This window comes from Anoxybacillus sp. P3H1B (assembly GCF_001560855.1).
GTDB classification, from domain to species: domain Bacteria; phylum Bacillota; class Bacilli; order Bacillales; family Anoxybacillaceae; genus Anoxybacteroides; species Anoxybacteroides rupiense.
Genome location: NZ_LPUG01000023.1, coordinates 92,324 through 102,355, shown reverse-complemented (window position 1 = coordinate 102,355; position 10,032 = coordinate 92,324). Strand labels below are relative to the sequence as shown.

Sequence of the window (10,032 nt, the reverse complement as noted above, 5' to 3'; positions counted from 1 at the left end):
TGTCGGATACGCCCAATTCTCGGGCGACCTGCGCCACCGGCTTCCCCTGTTCCTGAATCATTTTTACGGTTTGGATTTTGAACTCTTTGTCATATTTCTGACTCATCTTCGGACACCTCGATTTTGCTAGGTTTATTGTCGCATTCTCGATTCTCGGTGTCCACTATTTAGTCTAGCATCATCTTAACATCCTTTTAACATAGAAAAGCAGAAAGACAGAAGTCTTCTTGCTTCTGTCGCTATATGAATCTCCCTCACCTACACTTTGCTTAGAGGTGAGAGACTTCTCAATGGATGATGTTAAAAAATCCCCTAATATATTTTGTAAGCAGAAGTGAATCTGTAAGACTTGTTTTCTTATGGATGGGGATGAATTCCTAAACTAAACCAAATGATGCCTATGCAAGAAACGATGAGAATAAGGTGAAGAACGCCGGCTAAATAAGAATAGAATCGATCATTTTTGACCCATCCAAACAAACATATAAGCATTCCAAACAATGAAATCCAAATATAACGAATACGAAAAACAGGGATATCCGCTATCGCTTGCACATTTAACAAAATCAGCAAAAATATAGCGACTAATGTATTGAGCAAATGGATGGATAGCATTTTCATTTTTAATCATCTCCCTTTATTACGGCCAATAGATCTGTCCTAAGCGAATCACATGAACTTCCTTCATCTTTTCCAAAGATAATACATCTTTAGCGGTTCCTGTTATAGCGATTCCATAAACCTTCAATTCTTTATTCTTTTTCACCCATTTCAGTCGCTCGGCCATCTTTAAGTTTTTATATTCCGTTAATTGTGTTGCCCATTTTTCGTTTTTGGTTAATAGCTCGAGCCCTTTGACTACTTCTTCGTAATCAGTAAACGAGCGATTGAATACAGAATCTACATGCACTTTTTTGTATGGAAAGCCAATGACAGGTGTTTGCATAAAATCTAAATCATCCTTCATTTGTTTCTCAACTCCTGTATCTAATGCAAGTCACGTGATATGGTATCCTTTGAATTTTTCATTGATTTCTTTTAAGGAATAGGACCGATTCAAAGAAATATAGAATGGAAGAGGGATTAACGGAGAACACACAGTCAAGAACAGAATGCACATATCTATCTGTCCGAATGGCAAAGACGACAACCAGACAAAGATAACGTGAATGTAAATCTAACCAAAAATGAAATGTGCGCAATCCCCTTTCATCGAACAAAGAAAAACAGAAAAGGATCACGTGTCAAGCATAAAGAAGCCATTAAGCTAAATCGTTTTCCTCCAAAAGCTATGGGTGATCGACGAATGTCGATCACCCATTTGGTCAACTGTCTACTTTGGTTTCATGTGTCTTTGAATCTCTGTAAAATTCTACAACCAAACATGCCCATCGCGGGCTTGTTTTTCAAGTTCGTGTCACTTCCTCCCCACACGCACGCTCTTGTTTTCGATTATGATTTCCGTAAAATCTTCTCCATCGCCTTCCCTCTTGCTAGCTCATCAATCAGCTTATCTAAATAGCGAATTTCTCGCATGATGGGTTCTTCGATATTTTCCACCCGGACACCGCAGACCACACCTTTGATGAGAGTTCGCGAAGGGTTCAAGTGCGGAGCTTCTGTAAAGAAAGTTTCAAAGTCTGTCTTTTTTTCTAAGTGTGTATTTAACTCTTCCTGGCTGTATCCAGTCAACCAACAAATGATTGTATCAACCTCCTTTTTCGTGCGCCCTTTTTTCTCTGCCTTTGTCACATAGTGAGGGTAGACACTGGCGACACTTGTTGTATAAATCCGATGCTTGTCCATAATATCTCCCCTTTCTATCGTTTTTTATTATATGAGAACCACCGTCTTTTTAACGTGGAGAAAGACCGTTAAATAACAACCGGACCATTTCAGAGGCAACTTCTTCCACCATTTGGCGCTTATTCATTACTTCTTGGCGATTGCGAACGGTCAACATGGCGACAAAAAGATGGGAAAGCAAGAAAGGATCATACGGCACAATCTCCTCCTTTTCCATTGCTTTTTGAAAGGCGTGCTCAAGCACTTCATGCAACTTCCGTTCAGCATTGCGAATTTCTGCAGTTTGTTCCTCTGATAACTCCGACGAGGCTTCACGCATCATCGTTTCAAAATCCACATACGTATTTTGCATATAGCGTATAGCGACCTCCCGCAGACGTTCCTGCAATGTCCCGGGACCGTTCATAATGGCAACGGTTTGATCGTGTGCAACCTTTAACACAAACAACAGACATTTGGTAAATAACATGGATTTGTTACTGAAATAGTAATAAACACTTGCTTTGGTTAAACCGCATGTTTTAGCTACGGTTTCAAGGGACACCTTTTCAAACCCGTATTCCATAAATAAAGCGGAAGCAGTCCGCAATATTTGTATCATCGTTTGTGAAGACTCGGTTGCTTTTGGACGGCCTGGTTTACGTTTTTCTCTGGATTGATTCACAGTTGCTCCCTCCCGCTCTAAAATAAAACTTGATTAATTAACCTTCTGGTATATATAATTATATCATCTCTACACAAAGGATACGTAAATAGCATCAAAATCGCGTAAAGAAAGGAAGGACAGTGATATGTTTCATTCGATCGGAGCGCTAGTTAGCGGACCGAAAACAAGTTGGGCAACGCTGATTGTCTGGGTAGCCATGGCCATCATTCTCTCGGTTTCCTTACCAGCCGCAGGTGATCAAAAACAAAACAACGCCGTCAATCTTCATAAAGACAGTCCCTCTTTACAGGCGGCTCGTGTCATGGAAAAGTATTTCCCTGGGGAGTCAGGGCTCCCTGCTTTAGTGGTTTGGCATCGGCCTGATGGTTTGAACGAACAGGATTTTCGTCTGATGGCAGAAATTTCTCAACAGCTCAAAGAAAAACCGCTGAAAGGCCAAAAAAGCCTGCTTTCCTTGCATCAGTTTCCTCCTCTTGCCTTGAAACAAATGGTTTCTGAGGATGACAGCACACTTGTTCAGCCGATCATATTTGATGAGAGCATGGAGCCGGAACAGCTTAAAAAGAGTTTACATGCTCTTCAGGACAGAATCAAGAAAGCTTCTGGTACCGATCCTTTTACCACAGCAATGGACGCGCCGGACAAGTTGAGTCTTCGCATTAGCGGTCCCGCAGGCATTGCGGTGGATGCTACCGATTTGTTTCTGAATGCTGATTTCGTTTTGTTGATCGCCACCGTCTTGTTGGTATTAGTCGTTTTGCTCTTGATCTACCGTTCTCCTCTCTTAGCGATCATCCCGTTAATTGGTGTTGGCTTCGCTTATGCTGTAACCAGTCCCCTATTGGGCTGGATGGCCAAGAAAGGATGGATTGTAGTCGACTCTCAAAGCCTTGCGATCATGACCGTCCTTCTTTTCGGCGCTGGTACAGACTATTGTCTATTTTTCATTACCCGCTTCCGGCAAGAGCTGATGCGTGACAGCAATCGTTTTCACGCACTGCGCCGCACCTTCCGAGAAGCTTCAGGTGCCATAGCCATGAGCGGCTTCACCGTGATGCTGGCTTTGCTAGCATTGCTCGTAGCCAAATATGGTGCGTACGAACGTTTCGCAGTGCCGTTTAGCTTATCTATTCTGATCATGATGCTTGCCAGTCTGACGTTGGTGCCGGCGTTGCTGGCCATCATCGGACGCGTCGCCTTCTTCCCATTTATTCCTCGGACACCAGAAGAAGAGCAACGGCGTGCCGTTGAGAAGGGCAAGGATTATAAACCTAAAAAAGCTAGACGTACCTTGAGTGCAGCTGTCGGTCAACTAGTCGTTACCAAACCGCGAAGAGTCGTCATTGCCTGCACCATAACGCTTGGACTTTTGGCCGCATTCGCCAGTCAAATAACCTTTACGTATGATTTGTTGTCATCGTTCCCGAAAGATATGCCTTCCCGCGAGGGGTTTGAACGCATAGCCGAGAGCTATTCCCCTGGGGAGCTTGCTCCGGTTTCCGTGATCGTCAAAAACGGTCCCGATCTAAGCAAACTCTGGCGGAACACCCTGCGGTGAATGAGGTTGCTGGGCGTCAAATCAGCACCATCGATCCCGCCTATTCTTTATACCGCCTAGTTCTTAACGTAAACCCTTATTCACAAGAAGCGATGAAGGTTATTCCGGAGCTGCGCAACATTGCCGCAGAGGCTCTGGAAACTAGCGGAGCCGTACAGAATGACACTTCTATTTGGCTTGCTGGACAAACAGCGGAGCAATATGATGTGAAATCATGGACCGATCGGGACAGCCACGTAATCATTCCCCTTGTGATCGGTCTGATCGCGGTCTTGCTTTTTGCATACTTACGCTCGCTCATAACGACGATTAATCTGATATTGACTGTTTTGCTTTCTTATGTTGCCGCCTTGGGAATGGGTTGGATCATCCTTCATTACGGATTTGGCGTAGAAGCGATTCAAGGAGCCATTCCTCTGTATGCTTTTGTCTTCTTGATTGCTCTTGGCGAAGATTATAATATTTTTATGATTTCGAGTATCTGGAAAAAAGCCAAGACCATGCCGTTAAAAGAAGCCATTAAAGAAGGGGTGACACAAACGAGCGGTGTCATTACATCAGCAGGTCTGATCCTAGCGGCCACCTTCGCTGTATTGATCACCATGCCTATACAAGTCCTTGTTCAATTTGGTTTAATCACGGCTCTTGGCGTACTTTTAGATACTTTTGTCGTTCGAGCATTGCTGGTGCCTTCCTTGACGGCGCTTATGGGAAAAATGGCATTTTGGCCGAGTCGTTCAAAACAGCAGGAATCTTCGTTGAAAACACGAGCCAAGTAAAATCAGCCATCCAAAGCATATCAAATTCTCTTGGTGTGATAATGGGGTTTTGTTTACCGACACCCCTGCATCATACCAAGGGAGCTTTTTTGATGAAGCTCCTGCACAGAAATGCTTCTATTATACCATTTGTCCCTCTCCTCAACCTATGCCTTATTAAAAAAACGATGCAAAACAAACAGAGGAAAGGGAAACCTTGGAAAAGTTTTTATTACAAGTCCCGTTTTGATCTTCATCGAACGAGAGGGCTTGTCTGTTGGGAAAGCAGCGAATAAAAAAGAGAACGCCGGAGCTAGCGACGTTCTTTAAGCAATTGACATTGTTCATTTCATCATTTGATTTTGTTTTCACTTAGGAATCGCGTGTCAACGTTCCATGCAAAAAAACATCAATCGCTTTGTGATATAATTTCAATGCCTCTTGAAACTGGATGCGCCGTGAGATTTCCCCCAATCCCATTATCATCGCTCCAAGAATAACCGCCAACATCTGCGCTTGATCCTGTTGTAGCTCTCCGTCGTCCATCGCTGTCTGTATCATCTCTTGAAAAAAAGCAATCTGATCGGAATAGAACTTCGTTACCCTTTCCTGCACTTCACTGTTGTTCCATTCACTATTGAGAAATTCATCCATCGCGTTTGTCAAGGGATGATTTACATCATTTGTAACAATATGCTCTGCCAATCCGAGAAGCTTTTCGGCAAATGTCGACCACTGCGACTCTTTTTGCTTCCACTTCTCCCGCCAATCACGATCCCATTCATCCAGCAAATATTGAAACAGCTGTTCCTTATTGCCGAAGTGATAATAAATATTGCCCTTGCTCTTTCCTGTTGCCGCGACGATATCTTCGATAGATGTCCCCTTGTATCCTTTTTGGGCAAACAATTGCATGGCTGCTTCGGCAATGCATTTTTTCGTCTGTTCGCTCTGCAGCTTCTTTTTATTCATTGTATGCCCTCCTGCCACCTTCATCATGATAGTTTTTTGTTTTGGTGTCCAAGAGATGGGTGTTGCTTTGGTGAACCGGCCGGTGCTCTTTCCTCTCCTTGCGAATCCAGTACAAATTCAACAGAAAACCAGCCAGCATAATCAGACTGCCGATTAGAAATGGCGAATTCATTTGAATATCGAACAAAGCTCCGGCCAGCAAAGGACCGGCAATATTTCCAAGACTCGTATACGATGCGTTCATTCCAGCCACAAATCCTTGATCATCGCCTGCGATTCTAGAGAAATACGTGCTGATGGCTGGCCGTACAAAATCAACTGCCAAAAAGACAAGAGTGACTGAAGTGACCATCATCCAATAGCGGAACGAAAAGAGGGTCACCACCATGAACACGACGATCAACAATAGACAATAGGCCGACAGCTTCTTCTCGCCGATCCAATTGATTAATCGTCCAAAGAGCGTCAACTGCGCGACGGCTCCAATGATGGAGCCGATCATGATCAACCAGGCAATTTCTCTCGGGGTATATCCATACTTGTGATCGACAAAGAGCCCAAGCACGGTTTCATATTGAGAGATTCCAAGCGAGATGATCAAAATGATCACCAATCCGGTAAAGTATGGCGTGCGGTAAGACCGAGCAAGTTGTGCCATCTGATTGGTTCGTTTCTTTTGAGACGCCAGCATGTCAAGGCGTTCACTCTTGTCGAGCGATTCAGGAAGAATGGTCGAAACAACGCCAGCAACAGCGGCGGCGCTGGCTGCTGCGAAGAAAGGTACTCGCAAACCGTATTCCGCCAAAAATCCGCCGATCGCCGGCCCGATGATAAAACCAGTCGAAATAGCCGCATTGACCCAGCCCATTCCTGTGCCCCGCTCTTCTTCTGAGGTAATGTCAACCACATACGCCATGACAGCTGGCATGATGAAGGCGACTGACACACCGCCCAACATTCTCGATAGAAACAGGAGAAGAGCGTCATTGGCCAGACCAAAAATGAATTCGGAAACGGCAAAAATCAACATACCAATCACAATCACCCATTTTCTCCCATATAAGTCTGACCAACTTCCTGCATAAGGCGCCACCAAAAATTGGGTTAAAGAAAACACGGCCACCAGAAAGCCGACAACCGTTCCAGAAATCCCAAGCACGTTCATGTATGTCGGCATAATCGGGATAACCAGGCCAACACCGACAAAAGCCAAAAAAATGTTCAACATAAGGATGAGTATGGCTCCTCTGTTCCTTGTTGCTAATTCCATCATCTTGTGTTCCCCCAAGTCAATTTTGTCACTGTGATCGGTATACATTATTATTATACTGAACGTTCATTCTATATTCTATCAAAATTACAAAAGCATGGCCATCATGAATATGAGGAAAAATGTTAAAGATGGCCGAGATTCCACAATAAAGAAAAAATAGTCCTACGTCATATCCGGTATGGAAACAGTATAAAGAACCAAGTTCAATCGTTTTTCTCCAAAAACTATGGGTGATAGACGAATGTCTATCACCCATTTGGTCAACCGTCTGCTTTTTTATAGGATTGGGTTCAAATCGATCAAACAGGGACCGACGCTCTTATGTTTTTTAAATGAATATCAAAGCGGTCAGCATTCATCACTTTGACCCAAGCTTTAATAAAATCACGGACAAATTTTTCTTGATTATCATCTTGGGCGTAAAATTCGGAGTAGGAACGGAGCACCGAGTTAGAGCCGAAAATGAGGTCCACCCGGGTAGCCGTCCACAGCACTTCATCTGTTTGCCGGTCGCGAATTTCATAAATACCGCCTTCCACCGGTACCCATTTATTGTTCATATCTACCAAGTTAACAAAGAAATCATTGGTCAGCACGCCAACGCGGTGCGTGAATACACCATGAGGCAGATCACGATAATTAGCCCCCAACACCCGCAGACCGCCGATTAACACCGTCATTTCAGGAGCGGTCAGATCCAGCAGCTGCGCCTTGTCTAGCAGCAACTCTTCAGGACCGACGCTGTATTCCTTCTTTTGATAGTTGCGGAAACCGTCTGCAACTGGTTCTAATACCGCAAAACTTTCCGCATCTGTCTGTTCTTGTGTCGCATCACCCCGTCCTGGAATAAAAGGCACCGTGACATCAAAGCCGGCATCGCGGGCTGCCTTTTCCACTGCCGCGCTGCCACCAAGAACGATCAAATCGGCAAGGCTTACCTTTTTAGGTAGCTCGCTTTGAATATCTTCATAAACAGCTAGCACTTTTGCTAATGGTTCCGGTTCGTTTACTTCCCAATCTTTTTGGGGAGCAAGGCGAATACGGGCACCGTTGGCTCCACCGCGCTTATCAGAGTTGCGGAACGTGCTGGCAGAAGCCCAAGCCGTTTTCACCAACTCGCTGACGGTTAGTCCCGAGTTCAAAATTTTCGCTTTGATTTCTTCAATTTCGGAATCGGTTAATTCATAGTCAACTTCAGGAATCGGATCTTGCCAAACGAAATCTTCTTTTGGCACTTCCGGACCGAGATATCTCGTTTTTGGTCCCATGTCTCTATGAAGCAGTTTAAACCAGGCGCGGGCAAAAGCATCCGCAAATTCATCTGGATTTTGATGGAACCGGCGGGCAATCTTTTCATATTCCGGATCAAAACGAAGCGCCAGATCTGTTGTAAACATGATCGTTGGAACTTTTTTCGAAGGATCTTCAGCATCTGGGGCTAAGTCTTTTTCATCCTGATTCACAGCTTGCCATTGCCATGCTCCGGCCGGGCTCTTTGTCAGCCACCATTCATATCCAAACAACAAATCAAAATAAGACATATCCCACTTGGTAGGAGTTGGGGTCCAAGAGCCTTCAAGCCCGCTCGTAATCGTATCACGGCCTTTTCCTTTTCCATAGGAGCTGACCCATCCTAATCCTTGTGCTTCAATCGGCGCCGCTTCAGGTTCAGGACCTACGTGCGAGGCATCACCGGCACCGTGCGCCTTGCCAAACGTATGCCCTCCAGCAATAAGCGCAACTGTTTCCTCATCGTTCATCCCCATGCGTTTGAATGTCTCCCGGATGTCACGGGCCGCCGCAATTGGATCTGGTTTCCCATCAGGACCTTCCGGATTGACATAAATGAGCCCCATCTGAACAGCCGCAAGCGGATTTTCTAGATCGCGCTCTCCTGTGTAACGTTTCTCATCAAGCCATTCCTTTTCAGCTCCCCAGTAAATGTCTTCTTCCGGATGCCAAACGTCGACACGGCCGGCGCCGAAACCGATCGTTTTCCCTCCCATGGATTCAATAGCCACATTGCCGGCTAATACGATCAGGTCAGCCCAGGAAATTTTGTTGCCATATTTCTTTTTGATCGGCCACAACAGCCGGCGCGCTTTATCTAAGTTGACATTATCCGGCCAACTGTTCAGAGGAGCAAAACGTTGCGAACCCGTAGCAGCGCCGCCTCGTCCATCACCGATGCGGTATGTTCCTGCAGAATGCCAAGCCATGCGAATAAACAGCGGGCCATAATGTCCATAATCAGCTGGCCACCAATCTTGGCTTGAGGTCATCAGCTTGCGCAAATCTTCTTTTAGAGCCTGATAATCCAATTTTTGAAATTCTTGAGCATAATGAAACTCTTCATCATGAGGATTGGTTTTTCGGTCATGTTGGTGGAGAATGCTTAAATTCAGCTGGTTAGGCCACCAGTCTTTATTTGTTGTTCTCTTAGAGGTATGACTTGTTACACTGCCATGAGAAAACGGGCATTGGGATGCGTTGTGATGATTTTTGTTTTCCATCACTCTTCTCCTTTCAATCGTAAATTCAATCATTATCTGTTTTCGTTGTTATCCTTTAACAACTTAATTGATAATGATTACTACATTAAAATTATATTAAATTAATACTTAGTAGTAAAGAAAAAAGATTCAGTATTTTTAGCGACTATGATTTCTATGAGTGATGCTGGCTTTCCCCTTAACGAATCTAACGTCACTGGGGAAATCGTATCGATGCGAACAACATAATGGACAAAGTATGATGCCCCGCAATTCTTTTTCTCTAGCTATTTATTTTAATGTGATTTATGATCTTTCCTCCATAGCCGCAACCGCAGTATGATAGGCCATGATCATTAAGATATTTTTGTAAAGGCGGGCCAAGTTTTTTGAGGTGCGTTTTATTCATCAAACGCTCCATTGTATAAATCATTTTATTGGTTAGGGAAGTCATTGGTGGATGATGCGGAATCGAAAACGATAGACCACTTCGAACAGATACAAGC

Annotated in this window: 9 protein-coding genes and 1 pseudogene; 2 read left to right on the top strand and 8 right to left on the bottom strand. The window is 44.4% G+C overall.

The features are described from left to right. The 5 genes and pseudogenes from AT864_RS14095 to AT864_RS14075 all read right to left on the bottom strand — a co-directional run. The coding region (locus tag AT864_RS14095) for a transposase (RefSeq protein ID WP_156450490.1) at positions 1 to 106 on the bottom strand (106 nt) is incomplete at its 3' end. A 251-nt stretch (positions 107 to 357) separates the two neighbouring features. Next, positions 358 to 621 carry a hypothetical protein gene (locus tag AT864_RS14090; protein WP_066149949.1) on the bottom strand — a complete coding sequence of 88 codons (264 nt, stop codon included), beginning with the start codon at positions 619 to 621 and terminating at the stop codon, positions 358 to 360. A gap of 19 nt (positions 622 to 640) precedes the next feature. Next, positions 641 to 982, bottom strand: a pseudogene (locus tag AT864_RS14085) (anti sigma factor C-terminal domain-containing protein); the annotation flags it as partial. A 470-nt stretch (positions 983 to 1,452) separates the two neighbouring features. After that, a complete protein-coding gene (locus AT864_RS14080; protein ID WP_066149946.1) occupies positions 1,453 to 1,806 on the bottom strand; it encodes a DUF2200 domain-containing protein in 354 nt (117 codons plus the stop codon). Positions 1,807 to 1,855: 49 nt separating this feature from the next. Then, on the bottom strand, positions 1,856 to 2,470 hold the full coding sequence (locus AT864_RS14075; RefSeq protein ID WP_066149943.1) for a TetR/AcrR family transcriptional regulator: 615 nt from the start codon (positions 2,468 to 2,470) through the stop codon (positions 1,856 to 1,858). A gap of 127 nt (positions 2,471 to 2,597) precedes the next feature. On the opposite strand from AT864_RS14075, the gene AT864_RS18780 reads away from it, so the two are divergent. Together AT864_RS18780 and AT864_RS18775 are read left to right on the top strand one after the other, a co-directional pair. Then, the gene (locus AT864_RS18780; RefSeq protein ID WP_369815570.1) at positions 2,598 to 4,031 is read left to right on the top strand and encodes an MMPL family transporter; all 1,434 of its coding nucleotides are present in this window, start codon (positions 2,598 to 2,600) and stop codon (positions 4,029 to 4,031) included. Continuing rightward, the gene (locus tag AT864_RS18775) at positions 4,028 to 4,810 is read left to right on the top strand and encodes an MMPL family transporter (protein ID WP_369815569.1); all 783 of its coding nucleotides are present in this window, start codon (positions 4,028 to 4,030) and stop codon (positions 4,808 to 4,810) included. The genes AT864_RS18780 and AT864_RS18775 overlap by 4 nt, the downstream gene beginning before the upstream one ends. 351 nt (positions 4,811 to 5,161) lie before the next feature. On the opposite strand, the gene AT864_RS14060 is transcribed toward AT864_RS18775, so the two are convergent. From AT864_RS14060 to katG, 3 genes are all read right to left on the bottom strand, one after another. Beyond that, entirely contained in the window at positions 5,162 to 5,761 is a 600-nt protein-coding gene (locus tag AT864_RS14060; RefSeq protein ID WP_066149937.1) for a TetR/AcrR family transcriptional regulator, read from the bottom strand. Next, entirely contained in the window at positions 5,754 to 7,034 is a 1,281-nt protein-coding gene (locus AT864_RS14055; protein ID WP_082741707.1) for an MFS transporter, read from the bottom strand. The genes AT864_RS14060 and AT864_RS14055 overlap by 8 nt, the downstream gene beginning before the upstream one ends. A gap of 299 nt (positions 7,035 to 7,333) precedes the next feature. Beyond that, complete coding sequence (gene katG / locus AT864_RS14050; protein ID WP_066149935.1) at positions 7,334 to 9,547, bottom strand: catalase/peroxidase HPI; 2,214 nt, start codon at positions 9,545 to 9,547, stop codon at positions 7,334 to 7,336. Positions 9,548 to 10,032 lie beyond the last annotated feature (485 nt).